This window comes from Acinetobacter sp. M5A5_2a, assembly GCF_053345265.1.
The window spans coordinates 77,175-103,225 of the sequence record NZ_JBKEZV010000006.1; the positions used below are offsets into that span (position 1 = coordinate 77,175).

General features: G+C 39.2%; 24 protein-coding genes. 12 read left to right on the forward strand and 12 right to left on the reverse strand.

All coding sequences use genetic code 11. From position 1 onward, the window contains the following. Nucleotides 1-180: 180 nt before the first annotated feature. Nucleotides 181-753, forward strand: a complete 573-nt coding sequence (locus ACLBWE_RS09135) for a TetR/AcrR family transcriptional regulator (protein WP_004641182.1) — start codon at nucleotides 181-183, stop codon at nucleotides 751-753. A gap of 274 nt (nucleotides 754-1,027) precedes the next feature. On the opposite strand, the gene ACLBWE_RS09140 is transcribed toward ACLBWE_RS09135, so the two are convergent. From ACLBWE_RS09140 to ACLBWE_RS09160, 5 genes are all read right to left on the reverse strand, one after another. Continuing rightward, nucleotides 1,028-1,588, reverse strand: a complete 561-nt coding sequence (locus tag ACLBWE_RS09140) for a TetR/AcrR family transcriptional regulator (protein WP_447602464.1) — start codon at nucleotides 1,586-1,588, stop codon at nucleotides 1,028-1,030. A gap of 670 nt (nucleotides 1,589-2,258) precedes the next feature. After that, the gene (locus ACLBWE_RS09145) at nucleotides 2,259-4,313 is read right to left on the reverse strand and encodes an EAL domain-containing protein (RefSeq protein ID WP_447602466.1); all 2,055 of its coding nucleotides are present in this window, start codon (nucleotides 4,311-4,313) and stop codon (nucleotides 2,259-2,261) included. Nucleotides 4,314-4,644: 331 nt separating this feature from the next. Continuing rightward, entirely contained in the window at nucleotides 4,645-5,661 is a 1,017-nt protein-coding gene (gene ilvC / locus ACLBWE_RS09150) for a ketol-acid reductoisomerase (RefSeq protein ID WP_004641176.1), read from the reverse strand. Nucleotides 5,662-5,692: 31 nt separating this feature from the next. Further along, a complete protein-coding gene (gene ilvN, locus ACLBWE_RS09155; protein WP_001215920.1) occupies nucleotides 5,693-6,184 on the reverse strand; it encodes an acetolactate synthase small subunit in 492 nt (163 codons plus the stop codon). Then, nucleotides 6,184-7,908, reverse strand: coding sequence for an acetolactate synthase 3 large subunit (locus ACLBWE_RS09160; protein WP_003654952.1), 1,725 nt, complete (start codon nucleotides 7,906-7,908; stop codon nucleotides 6,184-6,186). The genes ilvN and ACLBWE_RS09160 overlap by 1 nt, the downstream gene beginning before the upstream one ends. A gap of 504 nt (nucleotides 7,909-8,412) precedes the next feature. On the opposite strand from ACLBWE_RS09160, the gene ACLBWE_RS09165 reads away from it, so the two are divergent. From ACLBWE_RS09165 to ACLBWE_RS09195, 7 genes are all read left to right on the forward strand, one after another. After that, the gene (locus tag ACLBWE_RS09165) at nucleotides 8,413-8,748 is read left to right on the forward strand and encodes a DUF4124 domain-containing protein (RefSeq protein WP_419296445.1); all 336 of its coding nucleotides are present in this window, start codon (nucleotides 8,413-8,415) and stop codon (nucleotides 8,746-8,748) included. 187 nt (nucleotides 8,749-8,935) lie between these two features. Then, nucleotides 8,936-11,560, forward strand: coding sequence for a leucine--tRNA ligase (gene leuS, locus ACLBWE_RS09170; protein ID WP_447602472.1), 2,625 nt, complete (start codon nucleotides 8,936-8,938; stop codon nucleotides 11,558-11,560). Nucleotides 11,561-11,587: 27 nt separating this feature from the next. After that, a complete protein-coding gene (locus ACLBWE_RS09175) occupies nucleotides 11,588-12,097 on the forward strand; it encodes an LPS-assembly lipoprotein LptE (RefSeq protein ID WP_447602474.1) in 510 nt (169 codons plus the stop codon). A gap of 18 nt (nucleotides 12,098-12,115) precedes the next feature. Further along, complete coding sequence (holA, locus tag ACLBWE_RS09180; protein WP_017391267.1) at nucleotides 12,116-13,105, forward strand: DNA polymerase III subunit delta; 990 nt, start codon at nucleotides 12,116-12,118, stop codon at nucleotides 13,103-13,105. Between the two features lie 107 nt (nucleotides 13,106-13,212). Continuing rightward, complete coding sequence (locus ACLBWE_RS09185) at nucleotides 13,213-14,553, forward strand: MacA family efflux pump subunit (protein ID WP_447602476.1); 1,341 nt, start codon at nucleotides 13,213-13,215, stop codon at nucleotides 14,551-14,553. 2 nt (nucleotides 14,554-14,555) lie between these two features. Then, nucleotides 14,556-16,550, forward strand: coding sequence for a MacB family efflux pump subunit (locus tag ACLBWE_RS09190; protein ID WP_151743489.1), 1,995 nt, complete (start codon nucleotides 14,556-14,558; stop codon nucleotides 16,548-16,550). 22 nt (nucleotides 16,551-16,572) lie between these two features. Beyond that, nucleotides 16,573-17,970: an efflux transporter outer membrane subunit gene (locus ACLBWE_RS09195; RefSeq protein ID WP_447602717.1), complete on the forward strand. Its 1,398-nt coding sequence runs from the start codon at nucleotides 16,573-16,575 to the stop codon at nucleotides 17,968-17,970. A 70-nt stretch (nucleotides 17,971-18,040) separates the two neighbouring features. Here ACLBWE_RS09195 and ACLBWE_RS09200 read toward each other — a convergent pair whose 3' ends face one another. The 3 genes from ACLBWE_RS09200 to orn form a co-directional block, all read right to left on the reverse strand. Beyond that, nucleotides 18,041-18,844, reverse strand: coding sequence for an enoyl-ACP reductase FabI (locus tag ACLBWE_RS09200; RefSeq protein ID WP_003654938.1), 804 nt, complete (start codon nucleotides 18,842-18,844; stop codon nucleotides 18,041-18,043). 137 nt (nucleotides 18,845-18,981) lie between these two features. Beyond that, nucleotides 18,982-19,713 (reverse strand): Bax inhibitor-1/YccA family protein, encoded by a 732-nt coding sequence (locus tag ACLBWE_RS09205; RefSeq protein WP_003654934.1) that lies wholly within the window; start codon nucleotides 19,711-19,713, stop codon nucleotides 18,982-18,984. 153 nt (nucleotides 19,714-19,866) lie between these two features. Then, complete coding sequence (gene orn, locus ACLBWE_RS09210; protein ID WP_003654932.1) at nucleotides 19,867-20,433, reverse strand: oligoribonuclease; 567 nt, start codon at nucleotides 20,431-20,433, stop codon at nucleotides 19,867-19,869. A 124-nt stretch (nucleotides 20,434-20,557) separates the two neighbouring features. On the opposite strand from orn, the gene rsgA reads away from it, so the two are divergent. The 4 genes from rsgA to secB all read left to right on the forward strand — a co-directional run bounded on the left by rsgA (nucleotide 20,558) and on the right by secB (nucleotide 22,883). Continuing rightward, nucleotides 20,558-21,619, forward strand: coding sequence for a small ribosomal subunit biogenesis GTPase RsgA (gene rsgA, locus ACLBWE_RS09215; protein ID WP_004641160.1), 1,062 nt, complete (start codon nucleotides 20,558-20,560; stop codon nucleotides 21,617-21,619). 98 nt (nucleotides 21,620-21,717) lie between these two features. Then, nucleotides 21,718-22,134 (forward strand): rhodanese-like domain-containing protein, encoded by a 417-nt coding sequence (locus ACLBWE_RS09220; RefSeq protein WP_003654928.1) that lies wholly within the window; start codon nucleotides 21,718-21,720, stop codon nucleotides 22,132-22,134. Nucleotides 22,135-22,145: 11 nt separating this feature from the next. Beyond that, on the forward strand, nucleotides 22,146-22,403 hold the full coding sequence (grxC, locus tag ACLBWE_RS09225) for a glutaredoxin 3 (RefSeq protein WP_003654926.1): 258 nt from the start codon (nucleotides 22,146-22,148) through the stop codon (nucleotides 22,401-22,403). 27 nt (nucleotides 22,404-22,430) lie between these two features. Then, nucleotides 22,431-22,883, forward strand: a complete 453-nt coding sequence (gene secB, locus ACLBWE_RS09230; RefSeq protein ID WP_003654925.1) for a protein-export chaperone SecB — start codon at nucleotides 22,431-22,433, stop codon at nucleotides 22,881-22,883. A gap of 69 nt (nucleotides 22,884-22,952) precedes the next feature. On the opposite strand, the gene ACLBWE_RS09235 is transcribed toward secB, so the two are convergent. From ACLBWE_RS09235 to ACLBWE_RS09250, 4 genes are read right to left on the reverse strand one after another with little or no spacing between them, the layout of a single operon-like run. Next, complete coding sequence (locus ACLBWE_RS09235) at nucleotides 22,953-23,609, reverse strand: 4'-phosphopantetheinyl transferase family protein (RefSeq protein ID WP_348949598.1); 657 nt, start codon at nucleotides 23,607-23,609, stop codon at nucleotides 22,953-22,955. Between the two features lie 24 nt (nucleotides 23,610-23,633). Next, nucleotides 23,634-24,068: a hypothetical protein gene (locus ACLBWE_RS09240; protein ID WP_005036894.1), complete on the reverse strand. Its 435-nt coding sequence runs from the start codon at nucleotides 24,066-24,068 to the stop codon at nucleotides 23,634-23,636. Between the two features lie 11 nt (nucleotides 24,069-24,079). Then, nucleotides 24,080-25,306, reverse strand: a complete 1,227-nt coding sequence (locus ACLBWE_RS09245; protein WP_447602482.1) for a beta-ketoacyl-ACP synthase — start codon at nucleotides 25,304-25,306, stop codon at nucleotides 24,080-24,082. Continuing rightward, nucleotides 25,306-26,031 (reverse strand): 3-ketoacyl-ACP reductase FabG2, encoded by a 726-nt coding sequence (locus ACLBWE_RS09250; RefSeq protein ID WP_005044822.1) that lies wholly within the window; start codon nucleotides 26,029-26,031, stop codon nucleotides 25,306-25,308. The genes ACLBWE_RS09245 and ACLBWE_RS09250 overlap by 1 nt, the downstream gene beginning before the upstream one ends. Between the last annotated feature and the right edge of the window lie 20 nt (nucleotides 26,032-26,051).

Sequence of the window (26,051 nt, forward strand, 5' to 3'; positions counted from 1 at the left end):
TTAATTAATAATATTTAAAAAAGTAAATTATTGCCAACCAAATATATAAAATATTATTTTTTAAGATTAACCAAACTATTGAATAAATATAGTTTTTTAAATATTATAAAATAAGTTTTATTTAAGCTTTAACACTTACAATAGCAAAGTTAATCAAAAATATTCGCGACGGTGAACCCGATGACAAAAAGAGAAAATATTATAACAACAGCAACATCCCTTTTTAACCAGAAAAGCTATACATCTGTTGGTGTTGATAAGATTATTGCTGAGTCCAATGTGGCAAAAATGACTTTTTATAAGTACTTTTCTTCTAAAGAAAACTTAATTGAAGAGTGCCTTCATGAAAGAAATTTAGAAATCCAATCTTCAATATTAGGAAAAATTAATAATATTAACAATCCGTTAATTAGACTTAAAAGCATTTTTAACTGGTATATCGACTGGATTAATGCAGATGATTTCAATGGTTGTTTATTTAAAAAAGCCACCATTGAAGTTCTACAATTGTACCCATCTATTAAAGATCAGGTTAATAAATATCGAGAATGGATTTACAAATTGGTTTTCTCAACATTTGTAGAATTAGAAATCAAAGATGCCCATACGCTTACCAGTCTGTTCCTTAATATTATTGATGGCATCATTATTGATGGCACAATAAATAAATCAAAAATTAATTCTGAACAAACATGGTCTTATATAACAAAGCTTATTAATTTTGAGGAAACTCAAGCGTGCTCCGCCGCTTAATATATCAATTTAATAGTTTTAGATGTTTTGTAGAAGAATTAAAATATCATTAAAAAAATGAGTAGAGCATGAATTACAGCTCTACTGATAAAATCTATCTAAATTATTGTCACACCCCTATAAAAGCAAAGCCCCTGCTATTTTAAATACAGGAGCCACTCTCATTTTCTTTATTTTAATTTTATAATTTATATCAATTTAAGGAGTTAAAATAAGAGTTTTATTAAGAATAACTAAACCTTTACTACTTATAACTATGCACATTTATATATTATTAATCCACCATGATATTCTTTAAGAAATACTCCAATAACGCATCTCTATCATCCACACTATTTTCACCTAAAAGCTGAACCATAGCCCCGTCCACCACAAATAAAAACATGTGTGCATCTTCTTTTGAAGCCTCTGAGTTCTTTGTTAAAAGCAGTCTATAAATCTCGCTAATGAGCCAGTTTCTGTACTCAACCACTACTTGATAGGCCTTTGGGTAAAGCTTTTCAATTTCAAAAATAGCTTTAAATAGCAGATGATAAAGGCCTTCTAAATCTGCATGTAAGAAGTAAATTTTGCGGAGTTTTTCAATTACGGTTAAGCCTTTCTGAACATAAATGATTGAAAGCACCTCTTCTTTTAAACGATCCTTTTGGAAAGTTAAGCTCATTTCAATGAGTCTTTCTTTTGAGTGAAAGTAATTATAAAAAGTAGCTTTGGGGAGTTTTACTTCTTCAATAATTCGGTCTACCCCGACTTTGTGAAAACCATACTTATTAAAAAGGTATCTTGCAGAATGAAGCACGCTTAAAGCACGAAATGGGAGATCTAAATGTTGCATAGTTTTACCGTTATAAAAATAAGTTCTTGTTGTGTCTCAATGAGATAAAACTGCCTAGGCTCTTGTTTTAAGCAAAAAAGGCATGCAAAGGCCCTCGAAAGACTGCCTCAGCGCATCTCAAGTTTTATTGTTGATATGATTTTTTGGTCGTGACGAGCTAATGCTTGAAAACCCAAAGGTCATCAAACCGCGCTATAGACTAGTCTGGAGGTATAAAAATAGAATGCATAGCCAACTCCTTTATATGGGGAGTTCTGCCAAAGCATTAATCAAGAATTATGGTGGCAGAACGAAAGAGGGTTAGCAGACTGGTGAAAGATTTAACCAGCACACCCGAGGGTGTCCCTCTCCCGTCCTACCGCTACGGGAGGAGACGAGGAGTTTACGCATAAGACTATCCCTCAGACGGAATAACTCTGATGCGATCTTTCATCACGGTCTGCTAAAACCGACTGGCAATGTAGGCCAGCTTGCAAAGGATAATCTGAGAGTTTATAGGTGTCAATGTAGCTTTTATGACAAGATTTTAAATTTCTTATTGTTTTTCATTAGATTAAATTAATTATTATTTTAAATATTATATACAATCAAATAGTTTTAATTGAAAATTTATTGAGAAATCAGTCATCAGTCGTTTAAAAATTGGAGTACCCTAATCTATCTATTAAGACTAAGCAAAATGAGCGCCTTGAGACTCAATGAGCTGATCAACCTGAACTGGCATCCCCAATAAATAGCCTTGGAATTGCTGACATCCTAAACGGGTTAAAATCTCAACCTGCTGCTGAGTTTCCACGCCTTCTGCCGTTACGGTTAAGCCTAACTTTTTAGCTAAATGAATAATACTTTCTAGAATAACTTCTTCTTTTGAACCCGGTTTTAAATCAACAATAAAGCCACGGTCAATTTTCAGCTCATCTACGGGTAAGTCTTTTAAATATAAGAAGCTCGAATGCCCTGTTCCAAAATCATCAATGGCAACACGAATTCCCATGTCACGTAATCGCTCACAAGCTCGGATACTCAAGTCAATATGCCGCATTGCAGTTGATTCAGTAATCTCAACAATTAAGTGATGAGGTTGAATTTGATATTTTTTTAATAATGCTTCGAGTGTACTAAATAACTTTTTATTTTCAAATTGTAGTGCCGATAAGTTCACAGCAACTGGATAAAATGGTGTGTTACTGCGTTCCCACTCCTGAATTTGTAGACAAGCTTGCTCAAGCGCCCAATATCCCATTGGAATGATCAAACCCGTTTTTTCAGCACCTTCAATGAACATATGCGGTGTAAGTATTCCTAACGCTGGATGATTCCAACGGATTAATGCTTCAACTCCACAAACTTCAAGATTGGTATTAAATTTTGGTTGGTAATATAAGATGAACTGTTTTTCTTCTACGGCTTTATAAAGATCATTGATCAGTTTTGACTGACTTCTCGTTTCTTGCTGGTGGGTTGAATAACTAAAGATGGTATACGTATTCCGACCTTGTTCTTTAGACATAAGCATGGCGGCATCAGCGTTCATGAGTAAGTCCTGAACATTCTGTCCATGCTCTGGAAATAGCGCCACACCCAAACTTGCAGAAATATTAATTTCCTTACCAGAAATTTGATAACTTTCCTGAATCAGTTGTAAAACTTTCTCGGCCAAAATAACTGCTTCGTCTGCATTTGTATTTTCTGCAATAAGCAAAAACTCATCACCACCGATTCTAAGCAGCTTACATTTTTCATTGAGTTGCCAATGCAAACGGTTCGCCATTTGAATGAGTAATTGATCACCGATATGATGCCCAAAAGCATCGTTAACCGATTTAAATCGGTCTAAATCAATATATAGAAAAGCAATTTTCTGGTCTTTATAGCGATGATCTGAGAGTAATACTTCTGCATAATCAACCAAATAAAGACGGTTTGGTAGTTTAGTTAAATTATCTTGTATAGAGAGATTAGCTAATTCTTTATTTGCCTTGCGCAACTCTAAATTTTGTTGAGTGAGGCGCTGTTCCAACATCGCAACAATAAAACTTGCGACCAGTACCAAACATGTGACCAAGATAATCGTAAATAATAATAGGTCATGTTCAGCCTGATATTGGCTAATAAATTTATCAGTAATATTTGTCGCAATGAGCGCCGTATAGTGCATTCCCATAATACTTAAGGTCATCATAACTGAAAACGCAATTTTTAAAGTTAAGCGATGACGTTCGGTATCTTTTAATTTATAGGCTAATAGAAATGCCAGCCCTGAACCGCTCATCGCTATTAATACAGAAAATAATAGCAAGAAAGAGGTGTAATCTTTTTTATAGATATTAATATTCCAGCCCAACATACTAATGTAATATGAAGCTGAAATTCCGATTCCCATAATAATAGAACTTAAAATGAGCCGGAATAAAGGTAGCGTAAAACGTGAAGTCAACCACATGGCGATGCACGATAGCAAAGCACTAATGGCAAATGAAACCGTAATTAAAGGAATATTCGAGTTGACTGTTTCAAACAGATGATAAGCTTGTATACCAATAATATGAACAATGCTAATTGCTGATGCCAGCAATAATCCATTGATAAATAAAATTAAAAACTCAAATTTTTTATAAACTTGCTTGAATATTAATTGTTCCATGGAAATCACGAGATAGCAAATGAAGCCAGCTGCAATAAAAGAGCCGACGATCAATGTGCTATCGTAATCAACATGACCCATAGTGGACTTCCATGATTATTCAATACTTTTTTTTATTTTGTTCAACTCATTGCCCAAAATACAATTAAACATGTTAAAGAAATTTTAGTAAATTTGACTTATTCAGTCAGTTATAAACAATAACATTATCTATCTTTTGGTCAAGTATTTTTTACTTTATAAATCAATAGACTAAATAAAAAATAAGCAGCCAATTATATGAAAAATATAGAATTTATTTAATCCAGTCAAGTTGACTCAATGGCTCTTTTTCATATTCAAATAAAAACAGTATAAAAAAAGAACCCTGCTTAATGCAGGGTTCTTTTAAAGCTTTTTTAGAAAAAGAAAATTAGTTCTTTTCTTTGTCTACGATTTTGTTTGCTTGAATCCATGGCATCATTGAACGTAACTTATTACCAGTTACTTCAATACCATGCGCAGCATTTTGACGACGACGAGCAGTCATAGATGGGTAGTTTAATGCACCCTCTTGAATGAACATCTTCGCGTATTCGCCAGATTGAATACGTTTCAATGCATTACGCATTGCTTCACGAGACTGTTCGTTAATTACTTCAGTACCAGTTACATATTCGCCATACTCAGCATTGTTAGATACTGAGTAGTTCATGTCAGCGATACCGCCTTCGAACATCAAGTCAACGATCAATTTAAGTTCGTGTAAACATTCGAAGTAAGCCATTTCTGGTGCATAACCAGCTTCAACTAAAGTTTCGAAACCCATTTTCACGAGTTCAACCGCACCACCACAAAGAACTGCTTGCTCACCAAATAAGTCAGTTTCAGTTTCTTCACGGAATGAAGTTTCGATAATACCAGTACGGCCGCCACCTACACCTGAAGCATAAGAAAGAGCAACGTTACGTGCATTACCAGAAGCATCTTGGTGAATTGCGATTAAGTCAGGAACACCTGAACCACGTTGGTATTCTGAACGAACTGTGTGACCAGGTGCTTTCGGAGCAACCATGATTACGTCTAAGTCTTTACGTGGAACAACTTGGTTATAAAGAATTGAGAAACCATGAGCAAATGCTAAAGTTGCGCCTTCTTTGATGTTTGGCTCAATCACGTCACGGTAAAGTTGTGATTGGAATTCATCTGGAGTCAAAATCATTACGAGGTCAGCTTGCTTAACAGCAGCAGGAACTTCTGCAACTTTAAGACCAGCATTTTCAGCTTTCTTCCAAGAAGCTGAATCTGCGCGTAAACCTACAGTTACGTCTACGCCTGAGTCTTTAAGGTTAAGTGCATGAGCATGACCTTGAGAGCCGTAACCAACAATCGCTACTTTCTTGCCTTGGATGATTGATAAGTCACAGTCTTTATCGTAAAAAATTTGCATTTGTGTTCTCCGCTAAAATACTTTTAAAAAATTAAATGGCTAATACTTTTTCGCCACGGGCGATACCAGATACACCTGAACGAACGACTTCTAGAATAGTGTTTTCTGCAAGCGCATCGATAAAACCATCTAATTTTTCAGTTGTCCCTGCTATTTGAATGGTATAGGTAGTTGGTGTCACGTCTACAATTTGCGCACGGAAAATATCCGCTGTTCGCTTAATTTCAGCACGTGAAGCACCTAACGCTTTTACTTTAATCAACATCAGTTCACGCTCAATGTGCGAACCTTCTGATAAATCTACTACTTTTACAACCTCAACAAGTTTGTTGAGCTGCTTTGTAATCTGTTCAATCTTATGGTCATCGCCATAAGTAGTTAACGTCAGACGTGATAAAGTTGGGTCTTCGGTTGGAGCTACATTCAACGTTTCAATGTTGTAGTTACGTTGACTGAATAAACCCACCAAACGAGAAAGCGCACCAGCTTCGTTTTCAACGAGTACAGAAATAATATGTCTCATTATGTACGCTCCCCTTTACCTAACCACATATCCTTCATTGACTGACCTGCGATCAGCATTGGATAAACATGTTCTGTACGATCAACCATGACATTAATAAATACACATTTATCATTAATTGCCATTGCTTCAGCAAGCTTCGACTCTAGTTCATCAGCATGATCAATTTGGATACCAACATGACCATATGCTTCCATTAACTTGCCAAAATCAGGTAATGATTCAACATATGAGCTTGAGTGACGGCCTTCATAGTTCATATCTTGCCATTGTTTAACCATACCTAAAGCACGGTTATTCAAGCACAAGATCTTCACGTTCATACCGTATTGCTTACAAGTTGAAAGCTCTTGAATACACATCTGAATTGAAGCTTCACCGGTAATACAAACTACCTGTTGATCTGGGAAAGCTAACTTGGCTGCCATTGCATAAGGTAAACCTACGCCCATGGTGCCCAATCCGCCTGAGTTAATCCATTGACGTGGACGTTTGTACTTGTAATACAACGCACCAAACATTTGGTGTTGACCCACATCCGAAGTAATGATGGCATCACCATTGGTCGCTTTATATAAAGCTTCAACAACTTGCTGCGGCTTCATCGTGCCATCAGCCAGTGTTTCATACTTCAAGCCATGAACTTTACGCCATTCATTAATTTGATCCCACCATGCAGCAATTGCTTCAGGGTTAGGCTTAGACACATTCAATTGTTTCAATTGCGTCAACATTTCCTGAAGTACAGGCTCAACTGCCCCTACAATCGGAATGTGCGCCATGATCGTTTTTGAAATGCTAGCCGGATCAATATCAATATGAATAACTTTGGCATTCACACAGAATTTTGCAGGGTTATTGGTTACTCGGTCATCAAAACGTGCACCAATTGCAAGTATGACATCAGCATTATGCATCGCCATGTTTGCTTCATAAGTACCGTGCATACCCAACATGCCCACAAACTGTGGATCATCACCAGGGAAGCCACCAAGACCCATAAGTGTATTTGTCACTGGGTAGCCCAACAAATGAGCCAACTCAGTCAATAATGCAGATGCATTACCTTGAACAACACCGCCACCAGTATAGATTACAGGGCGTTTAGCACTTAAAAGCTCATCAATCGCTTTGCGAATTTGACCAGAATGACCACGTGAAGGTGGCTGATAAGAACGCATCTTCACTTTTTCAGGATATTCGTACGCAAATTTTTCTGCAGGATTTGTCGCATCTTTTGGAATATCGACTACAACTGGGCCAGGACGGCCACTTGAGGCAATATAAAATGCTTTTTTGATAATTGCAGGAATTTCACTTGCGTGACGAACTTGGAAGCTGTGTTTCACGATAGGACGTGAAATACCCACCATATCCGTTTCCTGGAAAGCGTCTTCACCAATAAGATGTGATGCAACCTGGCCAGACAAAATCACCATTGGGATTGAGTCCATATAAGCTGTTGCAATTGGAGTCACAGTATTAGTTGCGCCAGGCCCAGAAGTGACCAGTACTACGCCAGTCTTACCTGTAGCACGCGAGTAAGCATCTGCCATATGACCAGCAGCTTGTTCATGACGTACGAGGTAATGATTAATTTTGTCTTGTTGAAATAGCGCATCATAAATATGTAATACAGCGCCGCCTGGATAACCAAAAACATGTTCAACGCCTTCGTCCGCAAGAGCACGAACGAGCATTTCACCACCAGATAAAAGTTCCAACGTGATTCACCCTAAAATCTTTATCACTATTTATGGAAGGCACAAATAGTGTTTCATTCATTGAATTGTCTGCACTGTTATAGCACACATATTGTCTAGTTTTCGTTGCAATAGAAAAATTTCTGTTTTTCAGCCGTATAAGCTTTTTTAACATTAATAAAGCATGTCTGGATATGCATACTTTAAGTAAAATCAATCTCTCGGCTAGAGAGAATGTCTATTACAAAACATGACGGTTATTCGAAGGGTGATCAAATAATCGCATATAAAACTAAAGGAAGCATTTTTGTTGTTTAATTCACTAAAGTCAAGATTAAAGAAAAGGTTTTTCCATAAAAATTTTTAGCTGCTTCTTTTTTAATCTAAAATTAAATCTTAAATTTGGTAGTTCCAATCCCTATTTATTAAAAATAATTATTCTTTTTTATATAAAACCATACATTGTAAATTGCTTATTTATAAACTTTATTTAAATATAGTCAGTTTTTTTGGGGAAGATCTGACATGAATTTATCTTATTTAAAAACAAGCTTATATACAGCAGTAACAACAGTAATTTTAATTTGCTCAAGTCAAAGTCAGGCACAGCAATATTATAAATGGATGGATAAAAGTGGCTCTACACATTACACCACGACTCCGCCTCCTAAGAGTGCAAAACATTTGAACAAAGTTTCAACTTACGGCAGTCAACCATCCGTAAAAAATTCGACACCCACCTCAGAACAACAATCTCAGGATAAAACAGATAAAGTAGTGCAAGAAACAGCTAACGTAGTACCGGAAAAAGGCGTACCCGCTGTACCAGTTCCGCCCGCCCCATCCGCAGCAGCACGATAACCAAAATGAGAGTGGTGAATATTTTCACCACTCTTCTATTATTTAAAATAAAGAAGAATAGATTGGGAAATGTTTATTGCTCATATTAAAAGATAAAATCCTGATCTAAAAACTGACATTTCCCCTTATTTTGCGCTATGCTGTGCAGCAATCTTTCATTTCAATTTTCGTTGTATAGCTTACGTCTATGACTATTTCTCACATTGACCCCGAATATCAAGCAAACACGATTGAACCATCAGTTCAACAAGATTGGGAAAATCGTAAAGTCTTTAAAGTTGCCGACACTGTCGAAGGTAAACATCGCTACATCCTGTCAATGTTTCCTTACCCAAGCGGCAAGCTGCATATGGGGCATGTGCGTAACTATACAATTGGCGATGTTATTAGCCGTTTTTACCGTTTAAAAGGTGAAACTGTGCTACAACCTATGGGTTGGGATGCATTCGGTTTACCTGCTGAAAATGCAGCAATTGCCCATAAAGTTGCTCCGGCAAAATGGACATTTGAAAACATCGCTTACATGCGTGACCAATTAAAAAAATTAGGTCTATCTGTAGACTGGGATCGCGAGTTCGCGACTTGTACACCAGAGTATTATCACTGGGAACAATGGTTATTTGTTCAGCTTTATAAAAAAGGTCTGATCTACCGTAAACTTTCAACAGTAAACTGGGATCCGGTTGACCAAACAGTTTTGGCAAACGAACAAGTTGAAAATGGTCGCGGCTGGCGCTCAGGTGCATTGGTTGAAAAACGCGACATTCCAATGTACTACTTCCGTATTACGGATTATGCACAAGAATTATTAGACGATCTTGACACCCTACAAGACGGCTGGCCTCAACAAGTGTTGACCATGCAACGTAACTGGATTGGTCGCTCTACAGGCATGGAAATTACGTTCCCATCTGCCAATACCCAAATTTATGCTGATGGCTTAACTGTTTATACAACACGTGCTGACACACTTATGGGTGTGACTTACGTTGCTGTTGCAGCAGAGCACCCTCTTGCGCTTAAAGCTGCTGAAACTAACCCTGAATTGGCTGCATTCATTGAAGAGTGCCGTATGGGTTCAGTTGCAGAAGCGGACTTGGCAACAGCCGAGAAAAAAGGCATGGCAACAGGCTTGTTTGTAAAACATCCTGTAACTGGTGAAGAGCTTCCTGTTTGGATTGCAAACTACGTATTAATGTCTTATGGCTCTGGCGCTGTTATGGCTGTGCCTGCACATGATGAACGTGATTTTGAATTTGCTAACAAGTTTAATTTATCAATCAAGCAAGTCATTGATGCTAAAGGCGCTGACGATGCAGACTACTCTTCAACCCAGTGGCAAGAATGGTACGGTTCTAAAGAAGGTAAACTTGTTAACTCTGGCGAGTTTGACGGTTTAGAATTCCAAGCTGCTTTTGATGCATTCCTTGCAAAATTAGAACCACAAGATTTAGCAAACTCTAAAGTTCAATTCCGTTTACGTGACTGGGGTGTATCTCGTCAACGTTACTGGGGTTGTCCAATTCCAATGATTAACTGTGATACTTGTGGTCAAGTCACAGTACCTGAAGATCAACTTCCTGTTGTATTACCAACAGACGTTGTACCAGATGGTTCAGGCAACCCGCTTAATAAAATGCCTGAATTTTATGAAACTAAATGTCCTTGTTGTGGCGGCGATGCACGTCGTGAAACAGATACTTTAGATACTTTCGTAGAGTCATCTTGGTACTATGCACGTTATGCTTCTCCAGACTTCACTGGTGGTATGGTTAAACCTGAAGCTGCTCAAAACTGGCTTCCTGTGAACCAATACATTGGTGGTGTTGAGCACGCAATTCTTCACTTACTTTATGCACGTTTCTTCCACAAATTAATGCGTGATGAAGGCGTTGTACAAGGTAATGAACCATTTACCAACTTGTTAACTCAAGGCATGGTGCTTGCAGACACGTTCTACCGTGAAGCAGAAAATGGTAAGAAAACTTGGTTTAACCCAGCTGATATTGAGTTAGAGCGCGATGAAAAAGGTCGTATTCTTTCTGCAAAATATTCAGGTGATGGTCAAGAAGTTGTGATCGGCGGACAAGAAAAAATGTCTAAGTCGAAAAACAACGGTATCGACCCGCAAGCGATTATTGATCAATACGGTGCAGATACTGCTCGTGTATTCATGATGTTTGCTGCACCACCAGATCAATCTTTAGAATGGTCTGACGCAGGTGTTGAAGGTGCAAACCGTTTCTTGAAACGTGTATGGCGTCTTGTAGCAGGCTTCCTTGAAAAAGGAAACTCAACTTCTACAATCGATACTGCAAACTTGTCTAAAGATGCTCAAGATTTACGTCGTAAAACACACGAAACCATTCAAAAGGTAAGTGATGATATTGAACGTCGTCATGCATTCAATACTGCTATTGCTGCTTTAATGGAGTTGTTAAACGCAAGCAACAAGTTTGAAGCAAAAGATGACAACGACATTGCTGTAGAACGTGAAGCGATCACTACACTTTTAACTTTGCTCGAACCATTTGCACCACATTTAAGCCAAACTTTATTGGCTCAATTTGGTACAGATGTTACAGCAGCAACGTTCCCTGAAGTGGATGCTTCTGCGTTAACACGTAATACGCAAACGATTGTTGTACAGGTTAACGGTAAACTTCGCGGTAAACTTGAAGTTTCTGTTGATATTTCTAAAGAAGATCTATTAGCTCAAGCTAAAGCTCTACCAGAAGTTCAACAATTCTTAACCGGACCAACAAAAAAAGAAATTGTGGTTCCAAATAAACTAGTTAACCTCGTGGTTTAATTAAAGTTATTAATGAGAGGATCAAGCATGCACTTAGCCAAACGTTTAGCCGCTGTTGTTTTAACCTTAGGCCTTAGTGCAGGCTTAGTCGGGTGTGGATTTCACTTAAAAGGAACCAACCCGACTGCGACTCCGCTTGTTTATAAAAAGTTAAGCCTTGAGTTACCAACTAAAACTGATGATTTGGAAACGCAGTTAAAAGTGTATTTGGCTGCCAATGGTGTTCAATTCAGTAATGATAGTGATGCCTATGTACTCCGTGTTTTGGAATACACACCACGTCGTCAGCTTTTAAATGGAAAACTGACAGAAGTATTATTACGCCTAACCGTAACCTTCCAGATTGAAGATCGTCAGGGTAATAAAATTACTGAACCACGCTCATTAACTGCATCTCGTAGTTATCAATATGACTTGGCAACAGTCAACACTGAAAATCAGCAAGAAACTTACTTACAACATATTGTGATTGATGATATTGCACAACAAATTACTCGTCAGATTTCAGCAAATCGTTTGCCAAAAGCTCAGCCTTAATCTGTATTTTTGCCTGCAATGAAAATTGACTATTTACAAGCCTTGAAACGCACTCCGGAAGCTCGGGGTGCGTGGATTTTGCATGGGCAAGAGCCCTTATTAGAACAAAATTTATTAGATGCCTTTCGCAAAAGCTGGCAACAACAAGAAGTTGAAAGACAGCGCTATGATATTAGTAGCGTGAGCGACTGGAAAAATGTCTTTAATGCACTTAATAGCTTATCTTTATTTTCTCAACAGCTTGCTATTGAAGTACATGGAAATATAAAACCTGATGCAAATGGCTTAAAACAACTTAAAAGTTATATACAACATAATGAACATAACCTGTTATTAATTGTTTTACCCAAACAAGATAGTAGCAGCTTAAAATCTGCTTTTTTTCAAGTTGTTGAAGCAAATGGGGTTGTAGTTGCTCTAACGGCAAATTACCCACAAGACCGTCAACGTATTTTAAACGTAGAAGCAGAAAAGCTAGAGATTCAACTCGACAATGATGCTTGGCAGTGGTTAATGCAACATCATGAGCACAATTTGCTTGCAGCTAAAAATAGCTTGATGCGTGTAAGAGACACATTTCCAGACCAAAAACTGATTTTGATTGAGCATTTATATGCTTGTTTACAAGATCAATCACGCTATACCACCTATGATTTAAGTGATGCGTTATTAGAAGGCAACCTTGGCCAATCTATTAAGATTTTTCAATATCTAATTGCAGCAGGCGAACCAGATAGTCTGATTTTATGGACTTTAAGTAAAGAAATGCGCTTGTTGATGCAATTGTTTGAGCAACCTCATAATGCCCTACAGCTTGGTATATGGAAAACTAAGGTTGGTTTATATCAACAAGCCTTAAGAAGACTAAATCCACAACAGTTTTTAGGCTGGTCTACCCTTCTATTGCAAATTGATGCAGCAATTAAAGGAATGTCAAACGAAAATGCAGAACATTTAATGCAGCAGGCGATTGCTGAATTATGTGGAAAAACACTATTTATACAATAATTCGGCTGAATCATTTTTCATCATTCCTGAAATATCATAAAAATTCACGTTTTATCCTCATTTCGCTTTTATACTAAATTAAATTTTAAACTTTTCGACCTCTCGCCATGCCAAAAATAAAGCCAATCAAACTTGTTATTATCATCATCTGTATAGTCATTATTGCTCTTTTAGCCTGGAAGTTTTTCAAGCCAAAACAGCAGCAGCCACAATATATTACTGCCGAGGTAACGCGCGGGGATATTGAAAATAATGTACTTGCAACGGGTACACTTGATGCAACCAAACTTATTAGTGTCGGTGCACAGGTATCTGGTCAGGTTAAAAAGATGTATGTACAACTGGGCGATCAGGTTAAGCAAGGTCAACTTATTGCGCAAATTGATTCAACCACACAAGAAAATAGTTTAAAAACTTCTGATGCGAATATTAAAAATTTAGAAGCACAGCGCCTTCAACAAGTTGCTTCTTTGAATGAAAAGCAACTTGAATACCGCCGTCAGCAACAAATGTATGCGCAAGATGCGACACCACGCGCAGATCTAGAATCGGCTGAAGCAAGCTATAAAACAGCTCAAGCACAAATCAAAGCATTAGATGCGCAAATTGAATCTGCAAAAGTGACTAGATCTACGGCGCAAACCAATATTGGTTATACACGTATTCTAGCTCCAACTGATGGTACGGTTGTCGCAATTGTGACGGAAGAAGGTCAAACGGTAAACGCAAACCAAAGTGCGCCAACAATTGTCAAAATTGCAAAATTACAAAATATGACGATTAAGGCGCAAGTCAGTGAAGCTGACATTATGAAAGTTGAGAAAGGCCAACAGGTTTATTTCACTACCTTAGGCGAAGACACTAAGCGTTACGCAACCTTACGTCAAATTGAACCAGCTCCTGATTCAATTTCTAGCGAATCAACGAATACCACTAGTTCAACTACAAGCTCAGCCGTTTACTATAATGCCCTATTCGATGTGCCAAATACCGATGGTAAATTGCGTATTGATATGACTGCACAAGTTTATATTGTTTTAAACTCAGCTAAAAATGCCCTGCTCGTTCCTTCATCAGCACTTAGCTCTAAACAATTTTCAGGTCAAAGAAAATCAGGTCAGTCATCTGATAAAGCAAGCTCTACACCTGAAGCAGCTAAAAAATCTCAAGGGAACGGAGCTCGTCTAGAGCGTCTTAACCTGACTGCCGAGCAAAAACAGCTAGTTGAACAAGGCAAGTTAACTTTAAGTGTTGTACGCATATTACAAGCCGATGGTACAACCAAACCAACTCAGATTTTGGTTGGCATCAACAACCGTGTAAACGCTCAAGTTCTTGCGGGCTTAAAACAAGGTGATCAAGTTGTCATTGCCGATAGTGCAGATACTTCTGCTGCATCAGCAAATAGTAGTAATAACCGTCGCCGTAGTGGCCCAATGGGAATGTAAGCATGACAAAACAAGCTTTGCTTGAAGTCAGCAATCTGGTCCGGGAATTCCCTGCTGGCGAAAGCACAATACAAATTTTAAAAGGGATTGACCTTACCATTTATGAAGGCGAACTGGTTGCCATTGTCGGCCAGTCTGGTTCGGGTAAGTCAACGCTCATGAACATTTTGGGCTGCTTAGATCGCCCTACCAGTGGTAGTTATAAGGTCAGTGGGCAAGAGACTGGTAAGTTAGAGCCAGATCAGCTCGCTCGATTACGCCGTGAATATTTTGGTTTTATTTTCCAGCGCTACCATTTACTGGGTGACTTATCGGCTGAAGGCAACGTTGAGGTTCCAGCAGTTTATGCAGGTGTTACGCCTTCTGAGCGTAAACAACGCGCAACAGCTCTACTTACCGAATTAGGGTTAGGTACTAAAACACTTAATAGACCAAGTCAGCTTTCTGGTGGTCAGCAGCAACGTGTTTCTATTGCCCGTGCCCTCATGAATGGTGGAGATGTCATCCTTGCGGATGAACCAACAGGAGCGCTCGACTCTCATAGTGGTGTTGAAGTTATGCGTATTTTGCGTGAACTCAATGCTGCTGGTCACACTATTATTCTGGTGACACACGATATGCAAGTTGCAAAAAATGCGACTCGTATTATCGAGATTAGTGACGGAGAAATTATTAGTGACCGTCCTAATGTTCCAGATCAAGCAGCCGAACCAATCAAGTCTGATCCAGATGCTGCCCCCGCATTACAAGGGAAACAGAAGAAAGGCAAAAGTATTTCTGCATGGCGCTCTACTTTAGACCGTTTGTCTGAAGCTTTTCAAATGGCTTTACTGTCTATGAATGCCCATCGCATGCGTACCTTTTTAACCATGCTTGGCATCATTATTGGTATTGCCTCTGTTGTTACAGTGGTCGCTCTAGGCAAAGGCTCTCAGCAGCAAATTTTAAGCAATATTAGTAGTCTGGGAACAAATACGATTACGGTGTTTCAGGGCCGTGGTTTTGGTGACAACTCCAAAACTGCAAGCTTTAAGACCTTGGTTCCTGCCGATGCCGATGCGTTAATGACTCAACCTTATGTCAGTGCAGTCAGCCCAATCGTAAGTACATCAAAAACCATGCGTTACCAGCAGAATGAAGCAAACGCGACCATTAATGGTGTGAGTAACGATTATTTCGATGTAAAAGGTTTAGTCTTTAAAGATGGACAAACTTTTGACCAACGTAGTGTACGTGATCGTTCACAAGATGTAGTGATTGATACCAATACCCAAAAACAATTCTTTGGCGATGGTAGCAATCCAATTGGCCAAGTCGTACTACTCGGTAGTGTACCAGCGCGTATTATCGGAGTTGTAGAACCGCAAACAAGCGGCATGGGCTCAGACGACACGTTAAATGTCTATATGCCTTATACAACCGTAATGAGCCGTATGCTAGGTCAGTCCAATGTCCGCAATATCGTGGTTCGTATTAATGACAAATATTCAACTACAGCCGCAGAAAATGCGATTGTAAATTTATTAACCCAGCGCCATGGTGCACAAGATATTTTCACTATGAACAGTGACAGTATCCGTCAAACCATTGAGAAAACAACCAGCACGATGACCCTTCTGGTTTCAGCAATTGCCGTAATTTCATTGGTCGTTGGTGGTATCGGGGTTATGAATATTATGCTGGTTTCTGTGACTGAACGTACTCAGGAAATTGGTGTACGTATGGCTGTAGGCGCACGTCAAAGTGATATTTTGCAGCAATTTCTTATTGAAGCAATTTTAGTCTGTTTAATTGGTGGTGTACTCGGTGTCTTGCTATCCCTAGGCCTTGGACAACTTATTAATAAATTTGCTGGCGGTAACTTTAGCGTGGCTTATTCAAGCACTTCTATTATTGCAGCATTTGTGTGTTCAACACTGATTGGTGTCGTTTTTGGTTTCTTACCAGCCAAGAACGCCGCAAAACTCGACCCAGTTGCAGCACTATCACGAGAATAAGGAAAATTGCATGTCTTTCTCTATGACTAAACTCAGCACAGCACTTCTCCTCACAAGCTCTCTTGTTGGATGTGCTGCTGTGGTAAAAACACCTTATGAAACACCTGCGGTACAAGTTCCGGGTAGTTTTCAGTATGACGCCACAAAAGCAAAAACCATGTCTGCCGATCAATATTCTGACCGTTGGTGGACACTTTTTGGTGATGCACAGCTTAATCAACTCGTAAGCAATGTATTAGAACGTAACAGTGATTTAGCAGTTGCGGGTATTGCCTTAAAGCAAGCCCGTCTACAAGCTGATTTAACTGCAAACCAACAAGGGCTTCGCGTTACAAACACTGGAATCTCAACAGGCCATTCTTTCGATTTAAATTCTGGAGATGATAAATCTAGCGGATTATCAGTTAAAGGAGGCGTAAGCTATGAGGTTGATTTGTTTGGTAAGCTTGCACGCCAAACTGAAGCAAGCAAATGGGAAGCTTTAGCGACTGAACAAGACCTACAAGCCACTGGACAAAGTTTAATTGCAACCACGGCTAAATTGTATTGGCAACTTGGTTATTTAAATGAGCGTTACGCAACTGCTCAGCAGAGTCTAGCGACCTCACAAAAGCTATATCAACTGGTGCAGATTCAGTATAAAGCTGGTGCTGTTTCAGGTGTAGATCTTACTCAAGCAGAACAATCTGTACAAAGCCAAAAAGCGAGCCTCAGCCAGATTGAGCAACAACTGGTTGAAACACGTACTGCCATTGCCGTGCTCTTACATGAACCATTGCAACAGTTAAACATTCAAGAGCCCAAACGTTTGCCACGCAATGCACTACCAGCAATTGGTGCAGGCTTACCTGCCGATATTTTATCGCGCCGTCCCGATTTACAAGCCTCTGAGCTTCGTTTAAAAAAGGTGCTCGCGACTAAAGATGCTACTAAAGCGAGTTACTATCCATCGATTAGTTTAACTAGTAGTTTGGGATCAAGTAGTACATCGTTGACAGAACTGTTACGCAACCCTGCCCTAACTTTAGGTGCAAGTTTAAGCTTACCGTTTTTACAATATAACGATATGAAGAAAGATATCGCGATTAGCAATCTTGATTATGAAAAAGCAATTATTCAATATCGCCAAACGCTTTATCAGGCTTTTGCTGATGTAGAAAATGCTTTATCAAGTCGTACAGAACTCGATAAACAAGTAGCGTTACAAGAGCGTAATGTTGAACTTGCAGAAAAAACTGAACGTTTAACTGACGTCCGTTATCGTTATGGTGCTGTCGCATTAAAAACGCTTCTTGATGCTCAGCAAACTACACGTACTGCACGCTTAAGCCTTGTTGAAACTAAACAAAGCCAATACAACGCGTATGTCACCCTCATGCAAACTTTAGGTGGTTCACCTGTAAAAGAACTTCCTCAATAAATTGCGCCCAGTAAAAAAAGCCGTAGTCCTTCAACTACGGCTTTTTTTATGTCCGAATAAATTTTAAAACTTATTCATCATCCATCATAGATTGGCTCATACCTACCGTATTGAAACCAGCATCTACATATAGAATTTCACCAGTGATACCTGAAGCCCAAGGTGAGCATAGGAATAATGCTGCATTACCTACTTCGTCAATGGTTACGTTGCGTTTTAATGGTGCAACTTTTTCATTAGCATCTAACATTTTACGGAAAGATTTAATACCAGAAGCAGCCAAAGTACGGATTGGACCCGCAGAAATCGCGTTTACACGAATACCGTCAACACCTAAGCTTGATGCCAAGTAACGAACACCAGCTTCTAAAGAAGCTTTTGCCATACCCATAACATTATAGTTAGGCATAACGCGCTCAGAACCTTGGTAAGTCAAAGTCAATAAACAACCTTGGCGAGCTTGTAATAATGGTTTTGCAGCACGTGCCATCGCAATAAAGCTGTATGCACTGATGTCATGAGCAACTTTAAAACCGTCGCGGTCAGTCACGTCAGTAAAATCACCATCAAGTGTATGTGCAGGAGCAAAGCCGATAGAGTGAACTACGCCATCTAGACCATCCCAATGTTTTGCAAGTTCTGCAAATGCATTGTCAATTTCGCTATCAACTGCAACATCACATGGGAACACAAGCTTAGAACCGAATTGCTCAGCAAATTCATCCACACGTTTTTTTAATTTTTCGTTTGGATAAGTAAACGCAAGCTCTGCACCTTCGCGGTGTAATGCTTGGGCAATACCAAAAGCAATTGATAATTTACTAGCAACGCCTGCAATCAAAAAGCGTTTACCTGCTAAAAGTCCTTGTGTCATGCCGATCTCACTCAAAACAATTTAAAGCATAATGCCAATATTCAACGGTTTTCGAAATTGCATAATGCATCTTTTTTCAAAAATCGCACGAAAAAAAATCGCCCCTCATGAGGAGCGACTTCTAAATGAATATAATTTTAGTCGTCAGATAACAAACCAATCAAACGTAAAAAAGAGATATACATCCAAACTAAAGTTGAGAGTAATGCAATTCCACATAACCACTCCATAAATTTTGGAGCACGATAAGCTGCGTTGGTTTCAATTAAATCGAAATCTAAAATCAGGTTTAGTGACGCAATCACAGCAATAAATGCAGCAAAGCCAATGCCTAACCAGTTACTTTCAAAAATATAAGGAATGCTTGAACCAAAGGCTAAGCGCATGATCATCTGCACGATAAACACAAGAAAAATAGCCAGAGATGCAGATATCACAACTGACTTAAATTTTTCTGTTGCACGTACAATCTGAAATTTATATAGACCAAACATCACCAATGTTGTCACGAACGTGGCAAGTAATGCTTGTAAAGGCACACCTGGGTACTTCATTTGAAAAGTAAAAGAAATACCGCCTAAAAATGCACCTTCAAATAAAGCATATGGAATTGCTAAGGTTGGTGCAGTCGTCGGTTTAAATGTGGCAATCAAAGCTAAAACCAGGCCACCAATTGCACCAACAATAGCACCCGCATAGGCAATACCAACATTTGCAGTAAAAGCTGCGTAGAAAAATAAAGCAATGCCCACAGCCGCTGCAATGACCGTCAACATAACAGATTTTTGAATCGCACCTTGCACAGTCATTGGTTGACTATAGTCACTGACCGTTTCAACACGTGTCAGTATCGGGTTATTACTTTGCATAAATGCTCTCTTTTTATAATAAAAATTTAAAACATCATTTTAAGCAAAATGAATATGAAAGCCAAATCAGGCTCTCGGCATTATTGTAACAATGTCCTTTAAGCAATAAAAAAAGGGGCAGCAGCCCCCTTTCATATTACGTATACAACGTAATCAATCTTTACCATCAGTATTCATAATAAAGAAGTATTCACGGTAATATTTCAACTCAGAAATTGAGTCACGAATATCATCCATTGCCAAATGCGATGCATTCTTTTTCAGACCGCTCATGATTTCAGGGCGCCAGCGTTTTGAAAGTTCTTTTACGGTAGATACATCAAGATTACGATAATGGAAATATTGCTCTAGCTCAGGCATAAGACGATGTAAGAAGCGGCGATCCTGACAAATCGAGTTACCGCACATCGGTGAAACTTTTGGGTTGACCCATTTTTTTAGGAATTCTAAAGTCTGTAGCTCAGCATCACGAGCTGTCAATTTACTACGACGAACTCGTTCAACTAACCCAGATTGTCCATGTTGGCGGGTATTCCACTCATCCATTGCATTTAAAATACGATCAGGTTGATGGACAGCCAAGACCGGACCTTCGGCAAGTACATTTAAATTATCATCTGTAATAATTGTTGCGATTTCAATAATTTGGTCATTATCGGTATCTAAACCGGTCATTTCCAGATCAATCCAAATTAATCGTGTATTTAAAGTACTGCTCATGTATGTACGTTCTAAAATGCCGTAAAAACATCAATAGTAGCAAATTTCTTGCATCTGCGCTGTAATTCTATAGCCGCTTCATGCTATTTTTGCCATCTTCAAACAGTGGTTTTTTGGGATATGAATGGCTTTAATTCGTAAGCGTCGTTTAACTGAACAGCAGCAACGTCGTATTGAAAAACAGCACAAAACTCGCCAAGAAGAGGCCGATACTTCACAAGATCTGGACGGACTCGTTGTACAACATTATGGCCGCCAACTCGAAGTACAGGCACTCTCTGTACCTGAGCATCACCCAGAAAAACCTCAAGTTGCCGAAGGAGAGCCAGAACCATTCTGGAAACCTATCGAACTCAAAAGCGTATGGCGCTGTCATACTCGAACAAACCTTGAGTTACTTGTGACTGGCGACCGAGTTAAATGGCAAGCAGACCCGAACACGGGTTTAGGCATTATTACTGCCATTCACCCACGCAACTCATTACTTACCCGTCCAGACCGTTATCACAAGGTTAAACCAGTTGCAGCAAATATCAGTTTGATTGTAATTGTATTTTCTCCCCTTCCTGAACCAGCTCCGACATTAATCGACCGTTATTTAGTGGCTTGCGCAGACGCTAACATTCCTGCACTTTTAGTCTTAAATAAATCAGATTTACTCACTGAAAATGACCCAATTCTCACGCTATTAGAAGAATATAAAACTTTGGGTTATGAGGTGATGATTTGTCAGTCTAAAAAGGGAGATATCTCTGCTTTATCTGAACGTTTAGATGGCGAAACGGTAGCTTTCGTTGGTCAATCGGGTGTAGGGAAAAGTTCTTTAATTAATGTATTAATTCCAGATGCAGAGCAAAAAACAAATATTATTTCTGAAAACTCTGCACTTGGTCAGCACACAACAACCTCTACACGCTTAATGAATTTCGGTAAAAATGGCGCGTTAATCGATTCACCGGGAATTCGTGAATTTGGGCTTTGGCATCTTGATTTAGAAAAAATTCGTATGGGCTTTCCAGAAATTGAAGCACATTTGGGTTCTTGCCAATTCCGTAATTGCACCCATACTCATGAAAAGAACTGTGGGCTAAAACACGCTGTAGAATCTGGTGAAATTTTACCACGGCGCCTAGATAGCTTTTTGCGTTTAAATGATGAGATTCAAGAAGCACAGCAAAAAAACTAATTTTCTGTCCGCTTTGCACTTGAAGTGGTGATTTTGATCACCATCTATATACGCTATACTCTAGGTCAATTTTGTTTTTAATTTTTTTTAGGTGACTTGTGGAACGCTGGTTAGAGTTTATGGGGAATCACCCCATTTTGTTTGGTACGCTCGGAGTCTTGGTCGTGTTGTTCTTCATTTTTGAAGGTCAACGTAACGGTCGTAAAATTTCACCACAGTCGCTTGGTATTTTAGTGAAAGCGAAAAATGCCATACTGATCGACTTGCGCGATAGTAAAGACTTCCGTGAAGGTCATATTAGTGGCAGCCGCAATATTCCTTTCAGCCAAATTGCAAGTCATGCTGATGAATTAAAAGCAAGTGAGCGTCCATTGGTATTTATTTGCAACCTCGGGCAAGTTGCTGGTAGTGCTTTGCAAAAAGTTGCTCACCATGACAGCTATCGTCTTGATGGTGGTATTAGTAACTGGAAAGCACAAGGCTTACCTCTTGTAAAAAGCAAACCAAAAGCTTAAGGAGAATTATTATGACTGCAAATGTCATTGTTTACTCAACTTCTGTATGCCCGTATTGTGTTCGTGCTAAACAGTTACTTGAGCGTAAAGGTATTGCTTACAAAGAAGTAAATCTTTCTGTTGAAGCACCGGAAGTACGTGTTGAATTAATGCAACGCACGAATCATCGTACTGTCCCACAAATTTTTATTAACGATCAGTTTATTGGCGGTTTTGACCAACTTTATGCTTTAGAGCGTGAAGGTAAACTCGACGAATTATTGGCTTAACATCGCATCCATATTAAGGAAAAAACAATGAGCGAAGAACAACAAGTTCAACCACAATTAGCTTTAGAGCGTATTTATACAAAAGATATTTCTTTTGAGGTTCCAGGGGCGCAGGTTTTTACTAAACAATGGCAACCTGAACTCAATATCAATCTTTCTTCTGCTGCAGAAAAAATTGATCCAACTCATTTTGAAGTTTCTTTAAAAGTTGTGGTACAAGCCGATAACGACAACGAAACAGCGTTCATCGTAGATATCACTCAATCAGGTATTTTCTTGATTGATAACATCGAAGAAGATCGTTTACCTTATATTTTAGGCGCTTATTGCCCAAATATTTTGTTCCCGTTCTTACGTGAAGCGGTAAATGATTTAGTGACTAAAGGTAGCTTCCCACAGTTACTTCTTACTCCAATCAACTTTGATGCAGAGTTCGAAGCGAATATGCAACGTGCTCAAGCTGTTGAAGGTCAAGCTTAATTTTCTAGCTTATCCTTTAGTAAAAAACCGCGTTTATCGCGGTTTTTTTATGTTTTAAATAATTAAAAATTAATGATCAAGAGAAATAAGCTGAATAGTAGGAAACTGAAAACCGCGGCAAGATAATTCCGAACGCCATGCCACTGTTAGCATCATATTGCCTAAAACCAAATTTTGATAAGCAAATGTCCCAATAAGTGGATGAGAACATATTCCGCCATTGTCTGTAGGATGTGCCTGAGTATTTAAAGTGTTTAAATCTAACCGTATACCGAGACCTGAAGCTTTTAGAACAGCCTCTTTAGTCGTCCAGACTTTAAACCAGTATTCTCTGTCTTGATCTAAGCTTAGCCACGTTTCATATTCATCAGGATGAAATGCATGCTGGGCTAAAGCTTCCAAACGAACTTTACGGTCTAGTTCTTCAACATCGACACCGATATCTTTAACATGCGGGCTCATCGCTAAAGCATAATATTGTTGGCTATGAGAATGATTAAAATGCAAAGCGTGATTCAACAAATATGGCTTGCCATGCTCATGCTTTGCAAACGCTAAATCCGTTATTGTAATTTGTAATTTCTGTGCTATCAGCTCGTTTCTAATGTTATGTATTTGCTGTTTTTTATAATGATTAAATGTACGAAAGTCAGGGAAGTCTTGTTTAGATTTTAAAAGAAGCTGGGACAATGTCTGTGTGTAGACTTCAATATTACGCTTAGACATTATCCCGACCTTATTTAAAATTAATTAGAATTTAACCACGTCGCCTTTTAAGGTAACCCCCGCCATCATGGCACCTTTATAGCAATCGTAAGTTGTCGTACTTGTGGTTTCATTGGCTTTAAAATAGCTCACAATATTGGTAACCGCGTTTGCACCTTGTGCTTTAGCATTGTTTTGCATTTGGATGAGCGCTGAACGTAAAACCCAATCACAAGACGTTGCTGCTGACTTACCAAAACCATTGGTCTTTTTATTGGTCACCGCATCTTTTTGAATGACTTTACCACCAGACTTTGTACCCTTTAAATAAAACTTTACTGAACCATCTAAAGTGCCATCTGCAACTGCACGGTCTACAGCTTCTTTAAAATTTAACTGATGTACTTCATCTCCAGCCTGAACAGTGGCAGTAAAACCCGCACTTAGCATTGCTACAAATAAAAGTTTTTTATTTAACATTGTTGTGTTCCTTATTGTTTAACACGTTTAAAAATAAGCGAAGTATTAATTCCGCCAAAAGCAAAGTTATTGCTCATAATAATGTCAGCATCCAGAGTTCTTGGCTGCTGAACGATATAATCTAGATCGCCACAAAGGGGATCAATTTCATCTAGATTTAAAGTTGGAATAAAGCGACTACGATTCATCATTTCAATGCTCAGCCAAGCTTCAATAGCTCCACACGCCCCCAGCGTATGTCCAAAGTAGCTTTTTAAAGAGCTGATCGGTTTACGTCCTAAAACTGTTGCTGTCGCCTGACTTTCAGCCACATCGCCCTGATCAGTTGAGGTACCGTGCGCATTTACATAAGCAATGTCTTTAGCTTCTACAGATGCATCTTTAAGTGCCAATTGCATACAGCGACCCATCATTTCTGCCTCGGGGCGAGTTACATGTTGACCATCGGTATTGCTACCGTAACCAATCACTTCAGCATAGATATGGGTACCTCGAGCTTTGGCATGTTCGTATTCTTCTAAAATTAAACAGCCCGCCCCTTCACCAATCACCAATCCATCTCGCTTAGCATCAAATGGTCGTGGTGTTTTTTCTGGTTGGTCATTCATTCCACTGGTCGCGAACAATACATCAAAAACCGCAGCACCTGCTGCACTGAGTTCTTCTGCACCACCAGCAATCATGACCTTTTGTTTGCCATATTTAATCGCTTCGTAAGCTTGCCCAATGGCCATAGAACCAGAAGTACACGCACTTGAGGTCGGTAAAGTTAAGCCTTTTAGACCAAAATATACGGTCATGTTCACCGCACTTGTATGAGCCATCATGCGGATATAGGTTGTTGCATTGATCTTACTCATGCTCTGATGAAGCAACATGCTTGCAAACTCACCCACGGCCTCTACGCTACCCGCAGAAGAACCAAATGCAACACCCGCTTCACCACTAGACAAAATTTCGTGTCCAAGCAATCCAGCATCTTGCAAAGCAGTTTCGGCACAAACCACAGACATAAGCGCTACACGCCCCATACCACGGGTGACTTTACGGTTAAAATGCTTTGGAACATGAAATGTTTCAACAGGTCCAGCAAGCTTGGTCCGGAGGTCAACATACTGTTCCCATTCCGGCATGTAACGAATACCACTTTTGGCGGCTTCAAATTGGGCAAAAATCTCATCAGAGGTTTCACCTAAAGAGGTAATTCCAGCCATTCCTGTCACAACAACACGTTTCATCAAATGAGTCCCCCATTCACAGAAATAACCTGTCGGGTCACATAAGAAGCTTCATCTGAACACAAGAATTTCACCACGCTAGCAACTTCATCGACTTGTCCCATGCGTTGTAACGGAATCATTTTAAGTGCATGTTCTTTGACTTCATCTGTCACCATTTCCGTCTCAATCAGGCCTGGTGCTACACAGTTCACGGTAATTTTTCGCTTGGCCAATTCGAGTGCCAAGGCCTTGGTCGCACCAATCAACCCTGCTTTTGCAGCACTGTAGTTAACCTGCCCCCGGTTACCCATAATGCCAGAAACCGAAGATAACGTGACGATACGACCGCCTTTACGCAAATGGATCATTGGCATAACTAATGGTTTTAATACGTTATAAAAACCATCTAAGGAAGTCGAAATAACTTCATCCCAGTCTTGATCTGTTAAAGCTGGGAAAGCACCATCATGGGTAAGACCAGCATTCAATACAACACCATAGAATCCACCATGCTGTTCTACATCTTGTTCTAAAATCTGTTGAACGGTTTGACGTTCAGTTACATCAAACATTAAATAATGGCTATTTTGTCCTAGCGCTTGAATCTCTTGTACGACTTGTTCTGCATCTGCCTGACGCGAACGGGCATGCACAGTTACATCAAAACCAGCCTTTGCAAGTTGTAATGCAATCGCTTTCCCAATTCCTCGACTTGAACCCGTTACTAAAATTCGTCTTGTCACAATGTATTCCTAATTCTTTG

Coding starts and splice junctions, on each gene's coding strand:
- ACLBWE_RS09135 (WP_004641182.1), top strand. CDS start 181: ATGACAAAAAGAGAAAATATTATAACAACAGCAACATCCCTTTTTAAC.
- ACLBWE_RS09140 (WP_447602464.1), bottom strand. CDS start 1,588: ATGCAACATTTAGATCTCCCATTTCGTGCTTTAAGCGTGCTTCATTCT.
- ACLBWE_RS09145 (WP_447602466.1), bottom strand. CDS start 4,313: ATGGGTCATGTTGATTACGATAGCACATTGATCGTCGGCTCTTTTATT.
- ilvC (WP_004641176.1), bottom strand. CDS start 5,661: ATGCAAATTTTTTACGATAAAGACTGTGACTTATCAATCATCCAAGGC.
- ilvN (WP_001215920.1), bottom strand. CDS start 6,184: ATGAGACATATTATTTCTGTACTCGTTGAAAACGAAGCTGGTGCGCTT.
- ACLBWE_RS09165 (WP_419296445.1), top strand. CDS start 8,413: ATGAATTTATCTTATTTAAAAACAAGCTTATATACAGCAGTAACAACA.
- leuS (WP_447602472.1), top strand. CDS start 8,936: ATGACTATTTCTCACATTGACCCCGAATATCAAGCAAACACGATTGAA.
- ACLBWE_RS09175 (WP_447602474.1), top strand. CDS start 11,588: ATGCACTTAGCCAAACGTTTAGCCGCTGTTGTTTTAACCTTAGGCCTT.
- holA (WP_017391267.1), top strand. CDS start 12,116: ATGAAAATTGACTATTTACAAGCCTTGAAACGCACTCCGGAAGCTCGG.
- ACLBWE_RS09185 (WP_447602476.1), top strand. CDS start 13,213: ATGCCAAAAATAAAGCCAATCAAACTTGTTATTATCATCATCTGTATA.
- ACLBWE_RS09190 (WP_151743489.1), top strand. CDS start 14,556: ATGACAAAACAAGCTTTGCTTGAAGTCAGCAATCTGGTCCGGGAATTC.
- ACLBWE_RS09195 (WP_447602717.1), top strand. CDS start 16,573: ATGACTAAACTCAGCACAGCACTTCTCCTCACAAGCTCTCTTGTTGGA.
- ACLBWE_RS09200 (WP_003654938.1), bottom strand. CDS start 18,844: ATGACACAAGGACTTTTAGCAGGTAAACGCTTTTTGATTGCAGGCGTT.
- ACLBWE_RS09205 (WP_003654934.1), bottom strand. CDS start 19,713: ATGCAAAGTAATAACCCGATACTGACACGTGTTGAAACGGTCAGTGAC.
- orn (WP_003654932.1), bottom strand. CDS start 20,433: ATGAGCAGTACTTTAAATACACGATTAATTTGGATTGATCTGGAAATG.
- rsgA (WP_004641160.1), top strand. CDS start 20,558: ATGGCTTTAATTCGTAAGCGTCGTTTAACTGAACAGCAGCAACGTCGT.
- grxC (WP_003654926.1), top strand. CDS start 22,146: ATGACTGCAAATGTCATTGTTTACTCAACTTCTGTATGCCCGTATTGT.
- secB (WP_003654925.1), top strand. CDS start 22,431: ATGAGCGAAGAACAACAAGTTCAACCACAATTAGCTTTAGAGCGTATT.
- ACLBWE_RS09235 (WP_348949598.1), bottom strand. CDS start 23,609: ATGTCTAAGCGTAATATTGAAGTCTACACACAGACATTGTCCCAGCTT.
- ACLBWE_RS09240 (WP_005036894.1), bottom strand. CDS start 24,068: ATGTTAAATAAAAAACTTTTATTTGTAGCAATGCTAAGTGCGGGTTTT.
- ACLBWE_RS09245 (WP_447602482.1), bottom strand. CDS start 25,306: ATGAAACGTGTTGTTGTGACAGGAATGGCTGGAATTACCTCTTTAGGT.